This is a genomic window from Rheinheimera sp. (assembly GCF_030824435.1).
Lineage (GTDB): Bacteria > Pseudomonadota > Gammaproteobacteria > Enterobacterales > Alteromonadaceae > Pararheinheimera.
The window spans coordinates 14985-38139 of sequence record NZ_JAVBXS010000077.1 but is presented as its reverse complement, the minus strand read 5'-3'; the positions used below and the strand labels follow the sequence as shown (position 1 = coordinate 38139).

Below are 23155 nucleotides of genomic sequence, written 5' to 3'. Positions count from 1 at the left end.
GTGAAGACACCCTGTTGATTTGAAATTATTATTGATAGCTTCTCCCCGTTTGCTATACCGGCCTCTCTCTGAGACGCCGGTTTTTCTTTTTTAGGGAAGAAAAAATGAAATCTGAAAATACAACAAAGTGACAGAGTTTTAAGTCTTGTAGTGCAGAGCGGCGATAACACCAAGGCCATCGCCAAATCTGTTACTCAAATTATTCAGCACCTTGTAACGCATCGCTGTCACGACTGTACCACTCATCCAGCACCTGCTCTAACTCAGTTAAACCTTGTTTACTCAGCGAACTGAAGGTATGCACTGTGATATCGCCCATAAAAGCTAATGAAGCTTCACGGACTTCCAATAAAGTTTTTTTACGGGGACCAGGGCTTAATTTGTCAGCTTTTGTCAGCAGTAATAACACTGATAACTGACTTTCTACCGCCCAATGAATCAACTGTTGATCCAAATCTTTTAACGGATGGCGGATATCCATCAATACCACCAGACCTTTCAGGCTCTGGCGTTTCATTAAATATTCACCAAGCGACTTTTGCCATTTTTCTTTGACCGCTAACGGCACTTTGGCAAAACCATAACCAGGTAAATCGATCAGCCGTTTTTCATCAGCCAGACGGAAAGTGTTGATCAACTGAGTACGACCCGGTGTTTTACTGGTACGGGCTAACCCATTTTGTCTGGTCAGTGTATTCAAAGCACTGGACTTACCTGCATTTGACCGGCCAGCAAAGGCAACTTCAATGCCGGTATCTGGCGGCAGGGCAGTAATATCCGGGGCGCTGGTTAAAAAACTGGTCTGCTGATAATTAAATTTTGCTTTGTACACAACTTACTCCGACATCAAATTTGGCTATAGTGTAGCGGATCTGATTGATCTGAAGAAGCATTAGCCGCATGAATGGGATTTTATCTGGCTTAGATTCGTGTAAAATAGACATAATTATTAGGGTTATTATTTTTTCTTCCTGCTTTTTAAGCAGGTTCACGCTGAACAGAGACGGATAAACATGAAAAAATTCGCACTTCCAGTCATGCTTTTTTTAGGGTTGGCCGGTCAGGCTGTTGCCGCTGAAACAACTACACCAGTAGGTAATGCAGAAGCAGGTAAAGCTAAAGCTGCTACCTGTGCAGCTTGCCATGGTCCCGATGGTAACAGCCCTACCGACATGTATCCAAAAATTGCGGGTCAACATGCCGGTTATATTTATAAACAATTAAAAGAATTTAAGCTTGGCATGACCAGCGGTGGTAAAGAAGGCCGTAGCAATGCTGTCATGGGTGGTATGGTTGCAGCCTTGTCTGATCAAGATATGTTGGATCTGGCAGCATTTTACGCCAGCCAAACGATGAAATCAGGCACAACTCCGGAAGATGTGGTGGAAGCAGGTCAGAAATTATTCCGTGCCGGTGACATGAACCGAGGTATCGCAGCTTGTATAGCTTGTCATGGTCCACGTGGTGTTGGTCACAGCCTGGCAAATTTCCCGAAAATTTCATTCCAGCACGCAGCTTATATTAAAACACAGCTTGAAGCCTTCCGTGCCGGCACCCGAGCCAACGATATGAATGGTATGATGCGTGACGTTGCGAAAAAATTAACTGATGAAGACATCGAAATCATGTCTAAATACCTCGGTGGTTTGCATTAATTTGCAGCTAGTCTAAAAAAGCCGGTGTCAGTCACCGGCTTTTTTATTGTCTGATAGGTCGCCAGTTCATGATTTACCTAACGCTAATGTGAGATATATCTCACACAGCTCGTGCGATAAAAGCTTAAAATAACTTCCGAATATCGCAAACTCGTCTGATTAATTATGCTAACTATCTGATTTAATTTGACTGTTGAAATTAGTTCACTTTTTTTATGATTTTTTTTTGATCACAGTATTGCCATTCCGCTGAATCAGAGTAAATTAAACCCCGTTACAGATTGTAACAACTCAACAAAACGGACAATGTGCACGGACAGCAATAGTGCTAGCTACATTAAAAAAGCATCATTACTGATGCAGCGTTTTTAACGCGATCCATGGAAGATTAAAAAAGTATTAGGACGATCGCGAATAATTATTTAAATAGGGAAATGACCTAACAATATAGGGAAACTGTCCAGACAGGGTGTCTCACGTAAGTCAGGACGATATGAAAAAATTCAGCACCTTTGAGTGCAACGCTTGAACGGCAGTAGGCAATCCTTACTGCCGTTTTGTTTTTTTGTCTTGTTAAACTAATAAGCTGCACTTGTTAATTGCGCTGCTTTCATCGGCGAGAAACAGTTGCCGCATCACCCAAATCACCATTTAAACCAACACCACAGTAAAATACTTAGGCAGCTGCTGCAAAAACTGGTTAAAATACGCGCCCTTTTCTACAGGTAGACATTATGACTCGCAAAAAAAAATCACGGACTTCAGGCCAGATTGGTCTTAGGCATAAACCGGCTGCTGAAGCCCGCCAGGAACGTGACCGTCCTGTAGAAACCAAGAAAAAAGGTGCAGGTTTAAAATCCGGCAGCCGTAATGCCGCAGTGCAGGCAGATAAAACTGAATCGAGCGGTAACAAAAACAAAGACCCACGTATTGGCAGTAAAAAACCAATTCCATTGGTTGTGACTGTAGCCGAGCAAAAACTGGTTGCGCCTGCCACTCAGCCAAAAGCCACACTGGCGAAAGCTAAACCGGTCGAAATCGCTCCTGAAGTTGAACTGACGCAGATTGAACAGGACGAGCATCTGGCTACCTTGCTGGAGCGCACTGAACAAGGTGAGATCCTGACAGGGAAAGACGCCAAGTACTTTAATGCCAAAACAGCCCGTCATGCCGAGTTGTTAACTTTGTTAGGTTTAGATCTGGACGAAGAAGAAGTAGAAGAAGACGATTTAGATCCACTGAGTAAACTGGAACAGACCGACTGGCGTAAAGACCTGCTCGGAGAATAACAACAGGTGAATGTGATGTGGATGACGTTGTTAGTTGTCGGTTTGTTGATTATCGCTGGTCTGGCCTTTTATCTGGGCAAACTGCTGTTTCAGTTAAAAGCACAACAACAAAAACAACAACAAGCGCTGGAAGCTCATCAGCAAAAGCAGGCGGAACGGCAACAATATTTGCTCGACAGTATTGTGTTGATTGGCAAAGCCACATTGGAACAACAATGTGAGCCATCAGAAGCAGCTCTGCGCATCTGGGTGTTGCTGGAAAACATGCAACCCGAACTGGCACAAGCCTGCAGGTGGCCGGCTTTGTTTGAAATGTATGATCTGATTAAAGATATGCCGACCCATGATGCCCGCAAGGCACTGGAAAAAAAGGAATTACGCCGGCAGGATCATCTGCGTCAGCAAAAAGAAATTGAGCTCAAAGTGGCCATAGAAAAAGATATCAAAGGCTTGCTGGAAATGCTCCAGCAGCGGCATTAACAGGCAGGTTCATTTTTGCCAACTGTCGCCACTAATGGCGTGATCGCAGACATCAAACCGGTCAACCAACACAAATAATAAAGCCGGCTGAATGCCGGCTTTATTATTTGTCAGTGCTCTTTAGGTGAACCCGCTGCTCAACAACCAAGCAGCCGGTATCTGCCTCAGCAACCTCTATTGTTTGTACACTACACCTGCTTTCATCACAAAATTCACTTTGCCCATCAGCTTGATATCCGTCAGCGGGTCACCCGGCACGGCAATAATATCGGCAATTTTGCCCACTTTAAGACTGCCCAAAGTCTGCTCCACCCCCAATAAACGGGCGCCTTCAATAGTGGCACTTTGAATAGCAGCCATAGCAGGCATACCGGCTTCAGTCATAAAGACAAATTCCTGCCAGTTATCACCATGCATGCCAACACCAGCATCAGTGCCAAAGGCAATTTTGACGCCGGCTTTATAAGCCCGGGCAAATGTCTGTTGGATCAGCGGTCCTATAGCGGCAGCTTTTAAACGCACCATCTCCGGAAAAAACCCCGGCACTTTGGCTTTTTCCGCCACATATTTACCGGCGCTGATGGTTGGCACAAAATAAGTACCATGTTGTTTCATCAACTTCATGGTGTTGTCGTCCATAAAGGTACCGTGTTCAATAGAAGTCACACCGGCTTTGATGGCGCGTTCCATCCCTTCTTTGCCATGCGCGTGCACAGCCACAGTAAAACCGTAATCTTTGGCGGTATCGACAATAGCTTTGAGCTCATCATCTTTAAACTGTGCATTCATGCCACTTTTGGCCACACTGAGCACACCACCAGTTGCGGTAATTTTAATTAAATCAGCGCCTTCTTTATAACGCTGCCGCACTGCCTTACGGGCATCATCCACACCATTAATGACCCCATCAGCCGGCGTTGGGTCGCCCATACGCTGATATGACACACCATTGGTTGGGTCAGCATGACCGCCTGTAGTGGCAATAGATTTACCGGCAGTAAAAATACGTGGGCCTTGAGTAAAGCCTGCATCAATGGCTTTACGCAGCGCAGTACTGATATGGTGGCTGTCGCCCAGCTCCCGCACTGTGGTAAAACCGGCCAACAAGGTTTTTTCCGCATAAGTTGCTCCGCGCAGCGCAACATCAGCTTCATTCATGGTAAAGCCTTCGCTGTAGGCTGTCGGACTGCTCTGATAAGAAAAGTGGGTATGCATATCCATCAGGCCAGGCATCACAAAGTGATTTTTCAGATCAATCAATACATCACCAGAGGCCGGAGTGCGAAAACCCGCTTCAATACCACTGATTTTGTCACCCTCCACCACCAGCGTTTGGTTTTTTAAAACTTCTGAACCTTCGGCTGTAATAACGGCACCTGCATGAATTAAAGTGGCAGCTGATGCCATAGCTGGCATCAACAAAACACTGCAAATAAGACTGTATGTTGTTTTCATCAATGTTCCCGGATAGTGATCAGCATCCTGTGCTGACTTATTGTTTTAGCAATCTGTGTTTATGTTGTGTTGGATCAAAGCCTACTAAATCACAGCAGCTATGATGTCGCCAGCACCACAGAAGCGAATGCGATATGAACACGATGATTTGGGATGAAGCTCTGGTACAAAAATATAATGTGAAAGGGCCAAGGTACACCTCTTACCCAACAGCACTGTTGCTGCGAAGTGGTTATAGCAGCACAAAAGCGCTGCAGGCGCTGCGTCATAGCGGCCCCAATTTAAGTCTGTATCTGCATCTGCCTTTTTGCCGGCAACTTTGTTATTACTGTGGTTGTAATAAGGTGATCAGCCGTGATCAAAGCAAAGCCGACCGTTATCTGCGTTATTTACAACAAGAAATGGCGTTTTATCAACAAGCCACTGCCCACCAGCAGGTCACACAACTGCATCTTGGCGGCGGCACCCCCACTTTTCTTAATGAAGCGCAACTGCGCCTGATGATGCAGAGCTTGCGTCAGCATTTTCACTTCAGCACCGACGCTGTGCTTAGTATTGAAATTGACCCGCGCAGCTGTGATTTAAAAAAACTGGCACTTTTACGTGAACTTGGTTTTAGCAGAGTCAGTTTTGGCGTGCAGGATTTTGATGCCAAAGTGCAACAGGCGATCAACCGTGAACAGAGTTTTGCACTGGTACAGGAGCTGGTATTGGGGGCCAAAATTCTCGGTTACAACTCTATTAATCTGGATTTAGTGTACGGCCTGCCATTTCAGCAAGCTGAAACTTTTGCCAGCACCCTTGCACAGGTAGTGACCCTCAATCCGGAGCGTATTTCGCTGTTTAGTTACGCCCATTTACCTGACCGTTTTGCATCACAACGTAAAATTCCGTCCGAAGCTTTGCCGGATGGCCGCGAAAAACTGGCGTTGCTGGCGCTGTCAGTCGAAAAACTACAACAGGCCGGTTATCTGGCCATAGGTATGGACCATTTTGCCAAGGCTGATGACAGTCTGGCCATAGCGCAGCAACAAGGGGTGTTACAACGTAATTTTCAGGGATACACCACAGACAACGCCGACGCTTTGCTTGGTTTGGGTGTGTCAGCCATCAGCCAGGTTGGCCGCGAAATCTGGCAACAACAAAAAGATTTAAATCAGTATTACCGCGACCTTGATGACAAGGGCAACAGCATTGATAAAGGCATGAGTCTGAGTGAGGACGACTTAATCCGCGCCGACCTGATAGCCAGCCTGATGTGCAATTTCCGCCTCGACACCATGGCTTTTGCTGCTAAATGGCAGCTGGATTTTCCGGTTTATTTTCAGCATAGCCTGCAACAACTGGCTGAATGTGAAAAAGACCAACTGGTGCGCTGGCAAGGCGATGTGCTGGAGGTGAGCGATAGCGGCAGACCCTGGGTACGGGTGATAGCGGCCTGTTTTGATGCTTATCTGCTGTCTGGCACTGAACGTTATTCAAAAGTGATTTAACCTCTTTACAGCTCAGCCAGCCCCAGACTGAACTGATAACTGCCGCTGTGCAGCACCAGATGGTTTTGACCCGCTATTTTTGCCGGCTGCGCCTGTTCGGCCAGCTGGTAAAACGGCGCTCGGCCTAACTTAGCACTTAGCCCTCTGGGTAATTGCAGATAAGGCAATAACAAGCTGGAGCCGGGTTCAGGCTGCAACAACACCGGATATTCTGTACTCACCAGATATTGATAACCCAGATTGTCAGTCAGTTGCAGCTGCTGCTGGCCATCAGCCTGCTGCCAGCACCAGTCGACTATCACAAAAGGGGCGTCCACCACCTGGATCCGCACTTCTTCTACAGGTGTTGTCAGCAGGTAATCGCCGTTTTTACGTTGTAATACCGAAGCAAACAACCGGACCAGTTCGGTACGGCCTATCGGGCTATGTTGATACATCCATTGGCCGTCCCGTGTTATCTCAATAGGAATATCACCACAAAAGGGCGGATGCCATTGTTCCAGCGGCGCCTGGCGGCCGGCTTTCAGCTGTTGTTGCAATCTGGCCAAGTCCACTCAACACTCCTTAATTTAACTGCTTCACCTGATGTTCATGCGGTAACTTTAGACTGCTGCAGACGCAAAAATACAATTTCACGTTATGATATTTGAGTTTAGATCAATGGCATAGCTGTCAGTGTTCTGTCTTTTCGCTTTATCCAGAAGGAGTTTTTATTTGTTAGACCAAATTCTCACTTACCTCAGCAAGAACCAGGAGTTTCTGCTGACCTCTGCTTTTAATTTGTTGATTGCAATTGTAATTTTTTATATTGGCCGCTGGCTGGCTTTGGGTGCAGCGCGATTGGTCAGTAAAGCTTTGTTGCTGCGTAAAGTAGACAGGGCCGTAGTTTCGTTTTTATCCAGTATTGTGTATGCCGGCGCTTTAATTGCCGTGGCGTTAATTGCCTTATCCCATCTGGGTATTCAAACCACCTCATTTATTGCCATTTTAGGCGCCGCAGGTTTAGCAGTTGCGCTGGCTTTACAGGGGTCTTTGTCAAACTTTGCTTCGGGTGTGCTGATTATTATATTCCGGCCTTTTAAAGCCGGTGATATGGTGGATGTGGCTGGGATCAGCGGAGTGGTAGAGCGTATAGATATTTTCCAGACCATTTTTAAAACCGGTGATAACAAAAAAATTATTGTGCCCAACTCCCAAATTACCGGTGGCGCCATTATTAATTATTCGGCCGAAGCGCGTCGTCGTATTGATTTGGTGATTGGTATCAGTTACGACTCGGATCTGCGTCTGGCCAAACAAATTCTTACTGATATTCTGGCCGCGGACAAACGTATCCTGCAGGATCCGGCGCCTGTGGTGGCTGTTAATGCGCTGGCTGATTCCGCAGTGCAGCTGGTGGTACGCCCCTGGGTGCAGGCCGAAAATTATTGGCCTGTGTACTGGGATGCGTTAGAAAAAATCAAACTGACCTTTGATGAACAAGGTATTGAGATCCCCTTTCCGCATATGAGTTTACAAATGAAAAAAGAGGTTAAGGAATGACAATAACAGCAAAAATCTCAGTTGCAGCTTTGCTGCTGACAAGCACTATCAGCTGGGCTGAAGAAACAGCAAAAGTCTGGACCACCCAGGCCGAGCTAGGCGCCATTATGACGTCGGGCAATACTAAAGGTACTTCAGTCACCGGCAAAATTGACAGCAAACAAGAACTGACCCAGTGGAGCAATGAATACAGTCTGGGCGGTTATTTTAAAGAAGACGAAATAACAGATGCCGATGGCAATAAACAAACTGAAAAATCGGCTGAACGTTTTTTTGTGTCAGCCAAAGGCGGCTACAAACTGGATGATGATTTTGCCAAGTTGTACGTTCTGGGCTCTTACACAGATGACAGCTTTGGTGCTTATCAAAAATACAGTCTGGTGTCCGTAGGTTATGGTGACCGCCTGTATCAGGACGACAACAAAACGCTGGATGCTGAAATTGGTCCGGGCTATTTTTCCGGCCGCACCGCAGATGAACGTACTGAAAATGGCTTGATGGTACGTACCGCCGCCAGTTTTAACTGGGCTTTTTCCGGCACGGCTGCATTTAAACAAACCCTGAGTGTTGAACATGGTGAAGAGAACACCAGAACAGCAGCAGAATCGTCGATCAGCGCCAGTCTGATTGGCAAAATGCAGATGAAAGCCGCATTTTTAGTACAAAACGACAGTGATGTGCCTCTGGGTAAGAAAAAAACCGATACCCAGACCTCTCTGACTTTTGTTTATGCTTTTTAATTCTGATACAGGAATGGCTAAGGCCATTCCTGATTTGCTGATTTTATTGGTCATTCCAAGGCTGTGAACTACGCTTAACAACAAAATTACACCCATTTTGTTTCAACACTTGCTGTTGCCAACCACGCCTTTTTCACAAAAAAAACAAAAGGCCGGTGAAAGCAGTAGCTGTGAAATCAGGCATCAGGAAGATGTGGCATAACAGCGCAGATCCGACTCAACAACACGATTTATATCCTCAACTGGCAATAGCAGCTTTTATACTGCTGGCTTTGGGCTGGCTGTTGGATCTGGATCTATGGTTATTGTCCGGTACCATGGCTGTTGAACAGGCACAACAACTGCATCTGGTCAACGGCTGGTTGTTATTCCTGCTCTGTATCTCATTGTTGGGCTGGCTGTTGTGGCAACGCCTTTATCATGCCCAACGTGCCGATTTAGCCAGTCAACATTTTCACACTACCTTTTCACAGTCGGCCGTTGGTATGGCTCATGTGTCATTAACTGGCCACTTTATACTGCTTAATCAACGATTTGCCGACATGCTGCAGTACCAACCTGAAGAACTGGCCGGTTGTAGTTTTCATGATATTACCCACCCGGATGATCTGGCGGACGACCTGACCCAACTGTCGGCATTAAACCGCGGCGCTATTGAACACTACGAGCTGGAAAAACGTTACCGTCGTTCTGATGGGGTGTATTTCTGGGCCAACCTGTCGGTGTCTATGCACAGAGCTGCCAAAGCTGAACAGAGTTATTATGTTGCTGTCATTGAAGACATAGACGCCAAAAAACAGGCGATGCTGGCATTACAGTCCAGTATGGCGCAGGTGCAGCTGCTGCTTGATGCCACAGGCGATGCCATTATTGGTATCAACCGCAGCGCCGACATTACTTTTGTGAATCAGGCGGCACTGTTACAGCTGGGTTATCAGCACACTGAACCATTACTTGGCATGCCAATGTTGACGGTGATTGCCAAACACAAAGCTGCTTTGACGGTATGGCGTGATATCACCACTTTGCTGGAAAAACCACAAAACCAAAGTGGCGAAGCGGATTTATTGCTCAGTACCAGCGGTGAGGTGATCCCTTGTGCTTACCGCGCCATTCCGGTGCCGGCGTCAGGCGATGGTACTGTACTGGTGTTGTGTTTTCAGAATATCCGTGAAAAACGTAAGCAGCTGTCGAAACAACATGCACAAAGCCATTTATTACATCGTTTACTGGAAAATGTTCCGGTTTCCCAACTGCTGACCGAACTGGTGAATTTTGTAGAACAACAACAGCCCGGCCTGCGCTGCTCCATTTTGCTGGCAGACTTACAACACCAATGTTTAAGGGTCGCAGCCGGACCCAGTCTGCCCGCTGAATATAATGCCAGGGTCGATGGACTGCCTATCCGTTATGGCAACGGCAGTTGTGGTACCGCAGCAGCCACGGGGCAACCAGTGATAGTCACTGATGTTGCAAACGATCTGTTGTGGCAACAATTCCGCGAACTGACAGCCCCTTATGACTGGTTAGGCGGCTGTTGGTCCACACCCTTTTTTAACAGCCAGAAAACGCTGTTGGGCACCTTTGCCATTTATGTTGCCGAACAAAGAGCACCTAACCCGGAAGAACAGGATTTGATCCAGTTTACCGTCAGTCTGGCCGCCTTTTTAATTGAGCGCAGTGATGCCAAAGCCATGCTGGACCTGTTATCAAAAGCAGTGGAGCAAAGCCCTGTTGCAGTGGTGATTTGTGACCCGGATGGTATTGTCAGTTACCTGAATCAGAAGTTTGAACCTTTAACTGGTGTACCTGATGCAAAAATGCTGGGCGCTGCATTACCAACAATGTACCCGCTTGAATTGCAAGATGAAATTCGTGAAGCTATGGCCGAAATTAAAGCAGGGCAACAGCTGGTGCGTGGTCAGTGTCAATTGCAAAGACCAGATGGCAGCAGCTACTGGCAAGCTTATTCATTACGCAGAATTCTCGATAGCACAGCAAAGTTAAGCCACATTCTGCTGGAAATTGAAGATATCAGCCGGCAGAAACAAGCAGAACAACATTGGCAGGACAGTGAACTGCGGTTTCGTACTTTATTGGACAATACGCCGGAAATTGCCGTACAGGGTTATGAAGCGGATGGCACTACTTTTTATTGGAATAAAGCCAGCGAACGTATTTATGGTTACAACAAAGATGAAGCCATTGGCCAAAACCTGCTGCAGTTAATTATTCCACCTGCAATGCACCATGATGTGCGGCAGGCGATGCAACAGATGGCAGCAACGGGCGAACCTATTCCTTCGTCTGAATTGTTGTTACAACACAAAAATGGCAGTCTGGTGCCGGTTTATTCCGGCCATGCAGTGGTGAAATTGCGGGACCAGGCCGCCCAGATTTTTTGTATGGATTTAGATTTAACTGAACGTAAACAACAAGATGAAAAACTAAGGTTGTCAGCGGCTGTTTTTAACAGCAGTCGTGAAGGCATTTTGATCACCGACACGCACAAACGTATTATTTCGGTCAATCCGGCGCTGCAGCTGTTGTTTGGTTATAACGAAGCAGAGCTGATAGGCCAGACCCCCAACATTTTCCGCTCCGGCCGTCATCCGGCTGAGTTTTATCAACAAATGTGGCAAATGCTGCAGCAGCAGAATTATTGGCAAGGGGAAATTCTGAACAAACGCAAAGATGGTGAGTTATTGCAGTTGCAGCTCAGTATCAGCGCAGTCTTTGATGAGCAGCAGCAGATCAGCCATTATGCCGCCATATTCACCGATCTGTCACAAATCCGTGCCACTGAAGCGGAAATGGCCTTTTTAGCCGATCACGATGAACTCACTCATTTACCCAACCGGCATTTATTCCTGCAACTGCTGGAACAACATATAAAAACAGCCAGAGCTGAACAACAAAGTTGCGCCGTGTTGGTTCTGGATTTGGACCACTTTAAACACGTCAACGACAGTTATGGCCACCGTCTTGGCGACGAATTGCTGCTACAGGTGGCCCGCAGGTTAAAACAACATTGCCGGCCCGCCGATTTATTGGCCCGGCTTGGTGGCGATGAATTTGCCCTGTTATTGCCACAACTGACAGCGCCGGAAGAGGCAGCCTGGATGGCAGAACAAATTATTCAAACGATGAATCAGCCCTGGCTGCTGGATGGTCAGTTTGAAGTGACACTGGGCACCAGCATTGGCATTTGTTTGTTTCCGGCACATGCAGACAATACAGCTGCCCTGATACAAGGCGCCGACTCAGCTTTGTATAAAGCCAAAGCAGCAGGGCGCAGCACCTTTACTTTTTATGCCGATGAATTTACCCAGGCGGCACGGGACAGACTAACGATGGAAGCAAATCTACGCAAAGCCATCCGGCTTGGCCATCTGCAGGTGTATTACCAGCCGCAGCTGGACATCCGCACCGGGCACATTATTGGTGCTGAAGCTTTGGTACGTTGGTTTGACCCGCAACAAGGCATGATCCCACCATCCCGTTTTATTCCGGTGGCAGAAAGTTGTGGTTTAATCAACGAAATTGGCAGTTTTGTGTTAAAACAAAGTTGCGCTCAGGGCCAAAGTTGGCGCCAACAAGGGCTGAACAATCTGACGCTGGCAGTGAATGTGTCACCCAGTCAGTTTAAACGTTTTGATATGAAAGCGCTGGTGCGAGAAACCCTGAACAGCACGGGTTTTCCGGCCGACGCGCTGGAGCTGGAACTCACCGAAAGTGCTTTGATGGAAAACGAAGAAGCAGTGATAGATACACTCAATCAGCTGCGTGGCCTGGGGATCCGGCTGGCCATTGACGATTTTGGTACCGGCTATTCGTCATTGGCTTATTTAAAACGTTTTCCGCTGGATGTATTAAAAATCGACAAGAAGTTTATTGATGATATTCCGGCCAGCAAAGACGATATGGCTATAGCAACCGCCATTATTGGTATTGCCCATACTCTGGGTTTTAAAGTACTGGCCGAAGGTGTGGAAACCACAACTCAGTTGGAATTTTTACGCCAGCAGCACTGTGACCATTATCAGGGTTACCTGTGCAGCCCGCCGATCAGTGCAGAAAAATTTGAATTGCTGCTGCGCCAACAAATGCCCCAGAGCAACAACAGCAACAACTACGTCAGCAGCTAAACTGCCGGCAACATACCAATAACCCCATTAAACCTCAGCCTGTTAAGGCCGGTCTGTTAAACCGGCAATACCAGGGTGCTCCAGCCGGAACCTGCTTGTTTTTGCACTTTAATCTGCACCGGAATACGTTCTTTTAACGCTTCAACATGGCTGATCACACCTATCATTTTGCCGCTGCTTTGCAGGCTATCCAGCGCCGCCAACGCAGTTTCCAGTGTGTCTGGGTCTAAAGTGCCAAAACCTTCATCCAGAAATAACGATTCAATACGGGTTTTATGGCTGACCAAATCTGACAAAGCCAAAGCCAAGGCCAGACTCACCAGAAAACTTTCACCACCGGACAAAGTTTTAGTGTCACGCACCACATCGGCTTGCCAGCTGTCCTGCACCTGCAATTCCAGCTCGCTGTCGGCTTTGCGGCACAGCTGATAACGGCTGTGTAATTTATCCAGCTGGCGATTGGCCAATACAATCAGCTGCTGCAATGTCAGGCCTTGAGCAAAACGGCGGTATTTGGCGCCGTCCGCCGAGCCAATCAGGCTGTTCAGTTTTTGCCAGTCCTGATAAATGGCTTGTTGTTGTTGCAGCTGCTGATATAAAGCCTGCTGCTGTTGCTCCAGCTGTTGTTGTTGTTTTTGTTGTTGGCGGATTTCACCCAACTGCTCACTCAGTTGTTGCTGCTGTTGCTGCAACTGTTGTTGTTGCAATTCCAGCTCAGCGAGCTCTGGCAACACTTCAGGTTTAGCGGCAGCTAACTGTGCCAGCAACTCAGTGGCCTGCTGCAACAAGGCCTGGGCTGAGGTTTGTGCGTCTTGTAATTGTTGTTTTTGTTGTTGTAACAACAACAGCTGCGCATCGCTCAGCTGTGCAGTAATAAAAGCAATTTCAGTGGCAAAAGGGCTGGCCGCCAGCGCTTGTTGCCATTGTTGTTGCAAAGCAGCAAGCTGTGCTGTCTGTTGCTGTTGTTGCATCAACAAACTCTGTTGCTGACCTTCCAGCTGTGCCAGCTGTTGTTGTTGCTGTTGCCACAAGCTGCTGTGTTGTTGCAGTAACAGCTGCAGTTCGTCTGCCGTTTTATCACTAAAAGGCACAGCCTCGGGTTCTGGCTGCTGACCTGAAAACAGCCGCGGCTGTTGGGTGTCGCCAGTGTCAATCAAATTGCTTAGGCTGAGACTGGCGGCAATAACATTTTGCCAGTGGCTAAAATCAGCCTGCGCCTGAGTTAACAAAGGGCTTAACTGCAACAATTGTTGTTGTAGTTGCTGTAAGTGCTGCTCTTGCTGTTGCCACAGTTGCAGCTGCTGTTGCCAATACAACTGCCTTTCCTGCAATTGTGCCAGCCACAAAACGCTGTTATCTGCAGTGATGACCGCATCACCCAACTGCTGCAATTCGTTGCCAAGTGCCAATAACTGCGCCTGCAGCTGCTGTTGCAGTTGCTGCTGCGTTTCGTCGTTATGTTTAAGTTCTTTTTGCAGTTGTTGATACAGCTGCCGGTCCAGCGCCAGCTGCTGAGCCAGCTGCTGCACATCATGGGCGGCTTGTTGCAGCTGCTGTTGCGCCTGCAATAACTGCTGCTGGTTATGCTGATAAGCCAACAGCTGCCGCTGAATTTGTTGTAACTCATTGCCAAGCTGCTGTTGCCGCGCTTCCAGTTCAGCCGGGTTTTGGCTGGCCGCCGTTTGCAGCAGTAGTGCTTTTAGCTCAGACGGCAATAATGCAGCCTGTAATTGTTGCTGAATTTTGTCCTGTTGTTGCTCTAGCTCTTGTTGTTGCTGCAAAGCACCCGCCAGCTCGGTTTGTAATTTGGTATGTTGCTGCTGCGCCGCTGTGCCTTGTTGTAAATATTGCTCCAATAACTGTTTGGCAGCGAGCAAGGCTTGCTCGGCCGCGCCCGGTGTTAACTGCTGATAAGCCACAATAGCTGGATGCTCGGCACTGCCACAAAGCGGGCAAGCTTCACCTGGCTGCAACTGACTACGAAGCGCCGACAATTCGGTAATTTTCAGTTGTTGCTGAAAAATGAGCTCTTTGTCTTTCACCACAGCTTCTTGTTGTTTATAAGCCTGACGCAGTTGTAACACCTGCTGTGCCAGCTGTTGCTCCAGTAAACTTTGTTGCTGGCCTTGTTGTTGTAACTGCTGCTGTTTTGTTTGTAACTGACCGAGCTGAGCCAGCTGCTGCATGCATTCTGCCAGCATAAATTGTTGGCTCTGCAGCTGTTGTTGCTGTTGTTGTAAAACACCAATATCCAGCTGTTGCTGCGCCGACTGCAGTTGTTGCAGCTTCTGCTCTGCGCTGCTGAGCGCTGTGGCAAAGGTCTGTTCCTGCTGCTTTTTCTGCTGACCAGCCAACGACAACTGCTGTAAATCCTGGTTTAACTTCAGCGCTTGCTGCTGCAACAGCACCAGCTGTTGCTGGCGCTGCTCTGCCTGCAACCAGGCCGGTTTAAAAGCCGCCAGCAATTCAGCCAAAAAGGCAGCTGTTGCTCTGCCACCCAGCTGTTGTTGCAGTTGCTGTATATGTTGTTCTGTTTGTTGCTGACTTTGCGAAAGCACCAGCAAGCGCGCTTTGCTGTATTGGCCAATCAGCTTTGTGTTTTGTTGTTGGCCGTCAGCCAGCGGCTGATATTGTTGCTGCCACTGCGTCAGCGCCACTTCAGCCTGCTGTTGTTGATTTCTTGCATTCAGCAGCGCCTGATATAGCGGCTGTAACCTGGCAAGTTCGGGGTAAGTTTCCAGTTTGGCCAACCCAACTTTGGCTTGATCCATCTCAGTCTGAGCTTGTTGTAGTTTTTGGCTGGCCTGTTGCTGCTGCGCCAATGCGCTTTGTTGCTGTTGCCACCAGTTTAATTTTGGCAACAACGCCTGTTGCTGTTGTTGCAAGTCTGCCTGAGTCTGGTTTAGTTGTTGCTCTGCAGCTTGCAGTGCCAACAACTCGTCAGCGCTCAGCAGCTGCATACCTTGTAATTGGGCCTGAGTTAACTTTTGTTCGGTTTCCAGCTCACGGCAACTCTGAAACACCTGCATCGACAACTGGCCATAAATTTCGGTGCCGGTCAGCTCTTCCAACAGCTCAGCCCTCTCATTGGCGCTGGCATTTAAAAAAGCGGCAAAGTTGCCTTGAGACAACAACATAGAACGGGTAAAACGATCAAAATCCAGCCCGGTCAGCTGTTCTGTCAGTTTGAGTTTTTCCGAACTTTTGTCGGTTAAAATCTGGCCATCCAGCGTGGCCAGTTCTACTTTGGCGGCCTGTAAATTGCCATCCACAGCACCACGGGAGCGACGTTGGCTCCAGAAGGCGCGGTAACTCTGGCCACGCACCGAAAACTCCACTTCAGCCAGACATTCGGCACTGTGGCGGCTCATCAGCTCATTGCTGTTTGGGCTCAGCGACTTCAGCCTGGGCGTCTGGTGATAAAGCGCCAGACAAATAGCGTCCAGCAACGTGCTTTTACCTGCCCCTGTTGGCCCGGTAATGGCAAATAAATTCGAGCTGGCAAAAGCCGGATCGCGAAAATCAATTTTCCATTCACCACGCAGTGAATTGAGGTTGAGTAGCCGCAGCGACAGAATTTTCATTAAGGCGCCTCTGTGGTGTTTGTGGCGGTTTCTGCCGGCTGTTGTAATTGCTCCAACGCAAGCTGATGCAGCTGGCTTAACCGCGCAGTCAGCTCGTCGCTGAGCGTTTCAGCAGTCAAACGGGCACTAAATACATCAGCGGGCGTCAGTTCCAGCAACGAAGGTTCGGCCTGTAACAGCACATTATTGCTGCTGCGTTTTTCCCGGCGCAGTTTCAGAAGCTCTACCGGCAAATCGGCCAGCTGTTGTTGTAATTGCAGCTGAATATCCGACAACAAAGCGTCTTCCCCTGTCAGCACCAGCTCCAGCCATAATTTTTGTCCTGCGGCTAACTGCGCCAAAGCCGGACTGAGTTTGCTGCTTAACGAAGCGAAGTCAGATTTCAGACTGAGCAGCGGCTGAAAACAAGGCGCTGCGATGCTGCTAACAAGAGGCTCGTTTTGGCCTTGATGAAATTCCACCAGCAGCAGTTGTTTTTGCTGGCTGGCTTCATCAAAACTTAATGGGATTGGCGAGCCGCAATAACGGATAAAGTCTGAACCCGCGACTTTTTGTGCCTGATGAATATGACCTAAAGCAATATAAGCAAAAGGTGGCAAAGCGCTGGCTGGTAAAGCCTCCAGCGTGCCGATATAAATTTCCCGAACCGACTCAGTGCTGCTGGCGCCAACTGTTGTCAGATGGCCGGTGGCAAGCAGCGGCAACTCTTTATTGCCAAGCGCGACGGCAAGTTCAGCTGCCGCCTGATACAACTCCTGATAAAAACTGCCAATTTGTTGTTGCAGCTGGCTGCTTTTATCAGCCGCACTTTGGCCGGACTGGCTTTTGCCATCCTCTCTTTGTGATAAATCACGTGGCCGTAAAAAAGGCACTGCAGCAAGCACGGCGCCAATGTCGCCATTTTTGCGTTTCAGCGGAATAAGATGTTGTTGAATATCGGTCTGATAACCAGGTATCACAAAGGTGTGCAGGCATTTCAGTAAAGTGGCGCTTTCCTGCAACACCGCCACTGAATCGTGATTCCCGCCCAACAGCACCAGCTGTACGCCTGTTGGCTGTAAATCGACAATCAGCTGATGGTAAAGCTCGCGGGCATAACTGGGCGGCGTGGCGCTGTCAAAAATATCACCGGCCACCAGCAATACATCCACGTCCAGCTGCACAATTTGTTGTTTTAACCAGCGGAAAAAGGCCTGATGTTCGGCCAGACGGCTTTTGCCAATAAAAAACTGGCCAAGATGCCAGTCGGAACTATGCAGGATCCGCATAAAAAACAAAGCCCTGAAATAAAAGCAGGGCTTATCATATACTCAAAATCATTAAAAATGCAGGCTGCTCGCGCAGTAGCTGTGTTAAGCCGGACTGATTTCGGCCATCAGTGCCGCATCTTTAGAGCGCGCCGCTATCACCGCAGGGCGCTGATTAAAACGTTCTATATAAGCGGCCACTTCAGGTGTTTTTTCCAATAAACCAAATTGGGTGATCCAGCTTAATGACGAAGCCCAGAGTACATCGGCGGCGGTAAAACGCTCGCCCAGCCACCATGGGCCTTTGGCCAGTTGCGCCCGCACCAGCGCTTCCACCCCTTCAATAGTGCCATAAGGGCTCATACCTGGTGAGGTGTTGTCGCGTTTTTGTGATTTATCAATCATCGCAGGTTCAAAACTGCTGCCGTAAAACGCAAAAGCCCGTAAATAAGGGCCACGCAGCGGGTCGCCCACCGCTGGGCTTAAATTTTTCTCCGGCGCCAATTCTGCCAGAAACTGAAAAATAGCCACTTGTTCAGTGACAACAGCATCATCGGCCAACAAAGTAGGTACTTTGCCCAATGGGTTTGCCGCCAATAAGGCAGCAGGTTTGTTTTTAAAATCAACAAATTCAAGAGTAAAAGGTAATCCAAGCTCTTCTAACAGCATACGGACACCGGCAGAGCGGCTTTGTGGATTGTGGAAAAACCTGAGTTGTGGGCAGCTGGCCATGATCGTTTCCTTGGGTTATGGCAGAAAGACTTACCTTAGCCTGATTTAAAAACTGCAACCAGCGTGAAAACAGTCATTTTTTTTCAGATTGTTGGCAATTTTCGCCTGTAGGGCAAACAGGAAAATAACCTTATGCCGGCGGCAAACTCAATGCAAATTGCAGATGCAGCTGGCGACGGCCAAGTTCGGTCAACTGTAATTCGCGGCTGTCGAGTCTGGGTTCAAACCACTGTTTTTCTAACATAAAATCCAGCAGTGCTGCGCCAAGCTGGCCTGCCAGATGCGTGGTGCGTTCGCTCCAGTCCAGACAACCGCAGGCATAACGCCTTCTGCTATGTGGTTTGGTCTCGACATTGATTGCCATCCTGGCAAAACCGGCTTGCCCCACAGCTGTTAGCTGATAATCCGGTTGTTGCCCGCTTGTGGTGCCGGGAACGGGCAATAACCAGCCCAATTGGATAAGTTGTTGCAAGAGTTTTACCGCCACCACACCGGCCAGATGATCATAACAACTGCGGGCAAAACGCAAAGACTGAGGTGTGGTTACAGCAATACGCAAAGGCTCCCTGCCAGCCAGCTGCATCATCGATTCCAGCACCTGAGCCACAGCAGCATCTGCCAACTGAAAATAACGGTGCCTGCCCTGACTGACTTTATGCAATAAACCCAGTTCAGTTAAGCGGCTTAAATGCGCGCTGGCCGTTGAACTTGCGGTGTCGGCAATAGCCGCCAGTTCGGTGGCGGTATAAGCGCGGCCGTCCATCAGCGCACATAAGATGCGGGCGCGTGCCGGTTCTGCTATTGCCGCGGCAATTTGGGCAACCTGTTGTTCTACATCCATCATTCGGTGCTGGGCGAAGTATTGTGGGGAAATTTCCGGCATCATGCCTTGCATAACGCCAGCGCACAAGCAGGCAAATTCAACCGGGTTTTACCTTTTTGGAATAAAAATGAACAATGTCCCGCTCCATGCCATTGCCGCTGCACAACATGCAGATCCCTATCCCTATTACGCCATGCTCAGACAGGGCGCTGCCCTGCAATATGACCCGGCATTAAAACTGTGGCTGGCATCCAGAGCTGAGGTGATCCGGCAACTGCTGACACACCCGGCCGCCAAAGTGCGCCCGGCAACAGCGCCAGTGCCACCCCACCTTGTTGCAACTTCAGTCTCTGAGGTATTTGCCATGTTGATCCGGATGACAGATGGCGGCACTCAACAACAACATAAAGCCTGGCTGCAACAGCGGCTCAGCCGGCTGACCACCACAGAGGTACAGCAACTCAGCTGGCAATCTGTTCAGCAGTTACAAAGCACGCTGGCCGATAAATATCAGCTTGCTGCCGACCATTTGTTTTCGCCCGGCAGCAAGTCTGGCGCTGAGCCAGCCCAGGCCACAGTGCTGAATGAATTTATCCGGCTTTTGCCTGTGACTGTGGTGGCACTGCTGCTGAATTTTTCACCTTGTCAGGCCGCCATTGCCGCTGTTGCCATCGCTGATTTTATTGCTTGTTTATTACCGGACGCTGATGCGAGAACCATCAGCGCCGGAGAACAGGCTTGTGCCACTTTGCTGGCGCAATTGCGGCAAACAACAACGGGAGCCGATTGGCAACTGGCTAATTTACTTGGTTTATTAATGCAAAGTTATGAAGCAACTTCTGGCCTGATTGGCAACAGCCTGATTGCACTTTTCAGGCAGCAGCTATTGCCAATGGCACAAACCAACCCAGAGTTTTGCCTTTTGCTGGTGCATGAAGTGGCCCGTTTTGACCCGCCGGTGCAAAATACCAGGCGTTTTATCAGTGCCGACTGTGAAATAGCAGGTGTGCTGCTGCCTCAGGGCAGTACTGTGTTGCTGTTATTGGCAGCTGCCGGGCGGGATGAGCAGCAGTATCAAAACGCAGAGCAATTCAGACTGGACAGAACCCCAACGGAAAACCTGACCTTTAGCAGTGGAGCTCATCGTTGCCCAGGCGACTGGATAGCCTGCCAGATTGCTGCTGTTGCCATGGAGTTCCTGCTCAGGCAAAAGCTGCCGCCTCTGCAGTGGCAGTATCAGAATTTAACCAATGGTCGATTACCGCTGTTTTTTCACTCAGATCAGCCACTTCAGGCCAGCCAGGGAGTAACAGAATGATTGCCGTTATTTTTGAAGTTGAAGTGCATGCTGAACACAAAGCGCAGTATCTGGACATAGCAGCCAGCCTGAAACCTTTATTAAATGACATCGACGGTTTTATCAGTATTGAACGTTTTCAAAGCCTGACACAACCAGACAAACTCTTGTCTTTGAGCTTCTGGCGGGACGAAGCTGCCATTTTGCAGTGGCGGCAACTGGAAGCACACCGGCTGGCCCAGCAACTAGGCCGTAGTGTGATATTTAAAGATTACCGGCTGCGCATTGCCACTGTTGAGCGTGATTATGGTTTACAACAGAGGGCAGAGGCGCCTGCCGACAGTCAGCTGTTTCACCAGCCAACAGATTGCCCCTCAACAGCGGCTGAGGTGCCTGCCATTCAACCCTGACTTAAAAACGGCCTTTTGACTTTGGGCAGGCTCTTTACCACTAAGGCGTAAGATTGTTCAATCTGGCGTTTAATTTCGTTGTCCGGCACTGACTTATCCAGCAACAGCGTATTCCAGTGTTGTTTATTCATATGGTAACCCGGTGTTATGGCAGGGAAAATTTGCCGCAGCATCAGTGCTTCCGCCGGGTCACATTTTAAATTCAGGCTGGCCATTTTAGCCGGACTGCCGGGCACCAGATTTTCACTTAAAATAGCGAATATTTTGCCAACCACTTTATAGACATAAACATCGGGGCCAAAAGGGAAGTCTTCTTCACTTTGTAATTGCATCAGGCAATGATCACGGCAGGCGGTAAAGTCCATTTTGGTTTCCGGCTAGTGGCTAAATGTGGCTACTTTATTCTGCAAGCTGCGCCGGCAAGATTGCAATAGCGCTGCTGTGGCAGGGGCTGTCTATTGCCCAATAAAAACGCGGTGTTCAACCGCGTTTTTATCTCCGGCATGTTTAAACACGCAAAAACTACTGTTATTTCAGCTTAATAAGCCACACTAAAACGCCGATTCAACTGTTGTGGTTGCTGCGCTTCATCCAGCATGGCAACAGCATAATCACCGGTAGAAATACGGCTTTTGCCTTGGGCATCAGTCAGTAAATCATCAGCACCTAAGCGGAAATTACCTGTTTTATCACCAGGGAAAATTTCTGCTGCAGGAGATAAATAACTCCAGGCTAACGACTTTTCCGCCCGCAGCAGTTGCAGCGCCGCATAAGCGCCTTTAGCAGAGCCTAAATAAGCGGCCGGAAAATCCGGTTTATCCAACAACATAGAACCATCGGCTAATTTTAATGAAGCAGCACCGCCCACCACCAATAAACGTGGTACAGCTGCCGCTTTGACTGCGGTCAATATCAATTCAAAACCTTGTTGATAATAACCTGCCACATCCTGCTGCGCATGGCCGCTAAAAGCACTGATCACCAAATCAACACCCTGCAACGCCTGTGTTAAAGCTTTGCTATCCATCACATCAACACCAACAACTTCTAACTCTGCACTTGCCGTTAAACGTTCAGGCCGGCTGACCAAAGCCCGCACCTTTAAACCACGGGCCAAAGCTTCTTTGGTTAAAGCTGAACCAATAAAACCTGAAGCGCCAATAATAGCGATGTTGTTGAGCGGTGTTGTTGTGGTGAAATTTAAAGTAGTCATAACATTTTCCTGTTGAGGTCATAAGCCACTAAGGGCGATGGCGTTATTATCCGTTGTCGATTACACAAGAAAAATCCGCTAATCTTTAATTCACTGTTTATAAATTTAAAACAATCCAATGCACACTGAGCTGAATTTAAATACTTTGTTGTTGGTAGAAGCTTTGGCGCAAAGTGGCAGTTTTACTGCGGCCGCCCAAAGACTGGGCAGCAACAAAACAAAAATAAGTCTGCAAATCAAAGCGCTGGAGCAACAGCTGGGTACTGCTTTGTTTCGCCGCACCACCAGGCAAGTGAGCTTAACGGCCGAAGGGGCACAATTGGTGGAGCGTTGCCTGCCGTTGTTGGCAGAGCTTAGGGCTGAACTACAACAACTCAGCCGCACCGACACTGAACTCAGCGGCACTTTAGTGCTGAGTGCGCCTGAAGATTACAGCAACAGGGTGCTGATCCCGCTGCTGCTGCAATTTCAGCAGCGTCACCCCAGATTACAGATTGATCTTCGCAGCAGTGATCAGGTGCAGGATTTAATTAAACAGGGTATAGATTTATCCATCCGCATTGGCTGGTTACAGGATTCCAGCTTCAAAGCACAAAGGCTTGGCGATTTTCAGCAATGGTTATTGGCCAGCCCGGCTTATTTGCAACAACACCAGTTGCCCAACAACCCGGCAGATTTAACAAGGCTGAATTTTATTGCTTTTAGCCCTTTGCCAACGCCGTTATGGTGGTGTTTTGTCAAAGGCGCTGAACAACAGGAGCTGCGGCTTCACAGTAATATTAAAACCAGCTCCACCCAAAGTGTCACGTCGTTGTTATTAAGTGGTGCCGGTATGGCGGTGCTACCGGATTACAGCGCTAAAGAGCTGATTGAACAAGGTTTATTACAACGTTTATTGCCAGAGTGGCAGCTACAAAAAGGCGGTATTTTTGCGGTCTATCCACCAGGCCCACACCGACCGGCCAAAGTACGGCTTTTTGTGGATTTTTTACAGCAGACACTGCAGCAAGCAGCAGCATTAAAATAAAAAGCCGGCTAATGCCGTTG

The 23155-nt window shown here is 48.4% G+C and carries 19 protein-coding genes; 10 read left to right on the top strand and 9 right to left on the bottom strand.

Annotated elements, in window-relative coordinates; genetic code table 11:
• Nucleotides 1-199 precede the first annotated feature (199 nt).
• Complete coding sequence (yihA, locus tag RCH83_RS13775) at nt 200-832, bottom strand: ribosome biogenesis GTP-binding protein YihA/YsxC (protein ID WP_306523066.1); 633 nt, start codon at nt 830-832, stop codon at nt 200-202.
• 181 nt (nt 833-1013) lie between these two features.
• On the opposite strand from yihA, the gene RCH83_RS13770 reads away from it, so the two are divergent.
• From RCH83_RS13770 to RCH83_RS13760, 3 genes are all read left to right on the top strand, one after another.
• Nucleotides 1014-1655, top strand: a complete 642-nt coding sequence (locus RCH83_RS13770) for a cytochrome c (protein WP_306523064.1) — start codon at nt 1014-1016, stop codon at nt 1653-1655.
• 734 nt (nt 1656-2389) lie between these two features.
• Complete coding sequence (gene yihI, locus RCH83_RS13765) at nt 2390-2944, top strand: Der GTPase-activating protein YihI (protein ID WP_306523062.1); 555 nt, start codon at nt 2390-2392, stop codon at nt 2942-2944.
• A gap of 15 nt (nt 2945-2959) precedes the next feature.
• Nucleotides 2960-3424, top strand: coding sequence for a DUF2489 domain-containing protein (locus RCH83_RS13760; protein ID WP_306523060.1), 465 nt, complete (start codon nt 2960-2962; stop codon nt 3422-3424).
• A 174-nt stretch (nt 3425-3598) separates the two neighbouring features.
• On the opposite strand, the gene RCH83_RS13755 is transcribed toward RCH83_RS13760, so the two are convergent.
• A complete protein-coding gene (locus tag RCH83_RS13755; protein ID WP_306523058.1) occupies nt 3599-4879 on the bottom strand; it encodes an amidohydrolase family protein in 1281 nt (426 codons plus the stop codon).
• 134 nt (nt 4880-5013) lie between these two features.
• On the opposite strand from RCH83_RS13755, the gene hemN reads away from it, so the two are divergent.
• Nucleotides 5014-6372 carry an oxygen-independent coproporphyrinogen III oxidase gene (hemN, locus tag RCH83_RS13750; protein ID WP_306523056.1) on the top strand — a complete coding sequence of 453 codons (1359 nt, stop codon included), beginning with the start codon at nt 5014-5016 and terminating at the stop codon, nt 6370-6372.
• Nucleotides 6373-6377: 5 nt separating this feature from the next.
• On the opposite strand, the gene RCH83_RS13745 is transcribed toward hemN, so the two are convergent.
• Nucleotides 6378-6926 (bottom strand): DUF1285 domain-containing protein, encoded by a 549-nt coding sequence (locus RCH83_RS13745; RefSeq protein ID WP_306523054.1) that lies wholly within the window; start codon nt 6924-6926, stop codon nt 6378-6380.
• Between the two features lie 160 nt (nt 6927-7086).
• On the opposite strand from RCH83_RS13745, the gene RCH83_RS13740 reads away from it, so the two are divergent.
• From RCH83_RS13740 to RCH83_RS13730, 3 genes are all read left to right on the top strand, one after another.
• On the top strand, nt 7087-7914 hold the full coding sequence (locus RCH83_RS13740) for a mechanosensitive ion channel family protein (protein ID WP_306523052.1): 828 nt from the start codon (nt 7087-7089) through the stop codon (nt 7912-7914).
• Nucleotides 7911-8654: a YdiY family protein gene (locus tag RCH83_RS13735; RefSeq protein WP_306523050.1), complete on the top strand. Its 744-nt coding sequence runs from the start codon at nt 7911-7913 to the stop codon at nt 8652-8654. Before RCH83_RS13740 ends, RCH83_RS13735 begins: the two co-directional genes overlap by 4 nt.
• 191 nt (nt 8655-8845) lie before the next feature.
• Nucleotides 8846-12802 carry a PAS domain S-box protein gene (locus tag RCH83_RS13730; RefSeq protein ID WP_306523048.1) on the top strand — a complete coding sequence of 1319 codons (3957 nt, stop codon included), beginning with the start codon at nt 8846-8848 and terminating at the stop codon, nt 12800-12802.
• Nucleotides 12803-12858: 56 nt separating this feature from the next.
• On the opposite strand, the gene RCH83_RS13725 is transcribed toward RCH83_RS13730, so the two are convergent.
• The 4 genes from RCH83_RS13725 to RCH83_RS13710 form a co-directional block, all read right to left on the bottom strand.
• Nucleotides 12859-16386: an AAA family ATPase gene (locus RCH83_RS13725; protein WP_306523046.1), complete on the bottom strand. Its 3528-nt coding sequence runs from the start codon at nt 16384-16386 to the stop codon at nt 12859-12861.
• Entirely contained in the window at nt 16386-17654 is a 1269-nt protein-coding gene (gene sbcD, locus RCH83_RS13720; RefSeq protein WP_306523044.1) for an exonuclease subunit SbcD, read from the bottom strand. The genes RCH83_RS13725 and sbcD overlap by 1 nt, the downstream gene beginning before the upstream one ends.
• Nucleotides 17655-17738: 84 nt before the next feature.
• Entirely contained in the window at nt 17739-18365 is a 627-nt protein-coding gene (locus RCH83_RS13715) for a glutathione S-transferase family protein (RefSeq protein WP_306523042.1), read from the bottom strand.
• A gap of 130 nt (nt 18366-18495) precedes the next feature.
• Nucleotides 18496-19248 (bottom strand): helix-turn-helix transcriptional regulator, encoded by a 753-nt coding sequence (locus RCH83_RS13710; RefSeq protein ID WP_306523040.1) that lies wholly within the window; start codon nt 19246-19248, stop codon nt 18496-18498.
• A 67-nt stretch (nt 19249-19315) separates the two neighbouring features.
• Between RCH83_RS13710 and RCH83_RS13705 the strand changes: the two genes are divergently transcribed.
• Together RCH83_RS13705 and RCH83_RS13700 are read left to right on the top strand one after the other, a co-directional pair.
• Nucleotides 19316-20506, top strand: coding sequence for a cytochrome P450 (locus tag RCH83_RS13705; protein WP_306523038.1), 1191 nt, complete (start codon nt 19316-19318; stop codon nt 20504-20506).
• On the top strand, nt 20503-20895 hold the full coding sequence (locus RCH83_RS13700; RefSeq protein ID WP_306523036.1) for an antibiotic biosynthesis monooxygenase: 393 nt from the start codon (nt 20503-20505) through the stop codon (nt 20893-20895). Before RCH83_RS13705 ends, RCH83_RS13700 begins: the two co-directional genes overlap by 4 nt.
• Here RCH83_RS13700 and RCH83_RS13695 read toward each other — a convergent pair.
• Both RCH83_RS13695 and RCH83_RS13690 read right to left on the bottom strand, forming a co-directional pair.
• Nucleotides 20886-21260 carry an MmcQ/YjbR family DNA-binding protein gene (locus RCH83_RS13695; protein WP_306523034.1) on the bottom strand — a complete coding sequence of 125 codons (375 nt, stop codon included), beginning with the start codon at nt 21258-21260 and terminating at the stop codon, nt 20886-20888. The two genes, RCH83_RS13700 and RCH83_RS13695, sit on opposite strands and share 10 nt — an antisense overlap.
• A 173-nt stretch (nt 21261-21433) precedes the next feature.
• Nucleotides 21434-22108, bottom strand: coding sequence for an NAD(P)-dependent oxidoreductase (locus RCH83_RS13690; protein ID WP_306523032.1), 675 nt, complete (start codon nt 22106-22108; stop codon nt 21434-21436).
• Between the two features lie 118 nt (nt 22109-22226).
• Here RCH83_RS13690 and RCH83_RS13685 point away from each other — a divergent pair, with 118 nt between their 5' ends.
• Nucleotides 22227-23135, top strand: coding sequence for a LysR family transcriptional regulator (locus tag RCH83_RS13685; RefSeq protein WP_306523030.1), 909 nt, complete (start codon nt 22227-22229; stop codon nt 23133-23135).
• Nucleotides 23136-23155: the final 20 nt, after the last annotated feature.